The organism is Herbaspirillum chlorophenolicum (genome assembly GCF_001189955.1).
Taxonomy (GTDB): domain Bacteria; phylum Pseudomonadota; class Gammaproteobacteria; order Burkholderiales; family Burkholderiaceae_D; genus Herbaspirillum; species Herbaspirillum chlorophenolicum.
In genome coordinates, this window is sequence record NZ_LFLT01000159.1 from 1 (window position 1) to 855 (window position 855).

The 855-nt window shown below is 56.1% G+C and carries 1 protein-coding gene; it reads left to right on the plus strand.

Annotated elements, in window-relative coordinates:
- Positions 1 to 114: 114 nt before the first annotated feature.
- On the plus strand, positions 115 to 855 hold a 741-nt coding region (locus AKL28_RS23680; protein ID WP_050470714.1), incomplete at its 3' end, for a DMT family transporter.

Here is an 855-nt window from a genome sequence, read left to right on the forward strand (position 1 = left end):
TTTAGACCAGCAATATGTTTCGAATGGCAGTCATCGGCCAGAAGCTACCCGATGCATCGCGTACCATTACCGCAGATACAATCGATTTCCACACCAACTCTTCCTGTCCAACATATGCAATCTCGTTTGATATCTGCTGGAGTCAAAGCCGCCCTTGCCGAAGACCGCCGTTTCGGAGCAGCTACACCACTCGCCAAATTGATTCTCGCAAATGTCTCGCCCTGGATGCTGGCCGGCCTGCTGTATCTGGGTTCAGGAATCGGCCTTATGCTCTATCGCGCTATTTCCCGGGCGGAGAAAGTCAATTTGCCCCGCGAAGAATGGCGATGGCTCGGTGGCGCGATCATTTTCGGGGGCGTCATTGCGCCTGTCTTGCTGATGACAGGCTTAACAGCCATGCCGGCGTCGGGAACGTCGTTATTGCTCAATGCCGAGGGCGTCTTTACCGCGCTCCTGGCGTGGTTTGTTTTCAAAGAGAATTTTGACCGCCGAATTGCCTTCGGCATGCTGGCCATCGTTTTGGGAGCAATCGTTCTCAGTTGGCCTACCGCATCCGGTTTCTCTGCCGCCTGGCCATCATTGGCAATCCTGGGGGCTTGCCTGGCATGGGCGATCGACAATAACCTGACCCGGAAAGTGTCGCTCAATGACGCATCATGGGTGGCCTCCGTCAAAGGGCTGGCATCTGGCGCGACCAATCTGGTTCTTGCCTTGCTCCTCGGCGCGAGCATTCCTTCACCCACACTTGTTCTCAGCGCGATGGTGCTTGGATTTCTGGCGTATGGGGTAAGCCTGGCCTTATTCGTCGTCGCGCTTCGCCATCTCGGCACCGCCCGCACAGGGGCGTATTTTTCC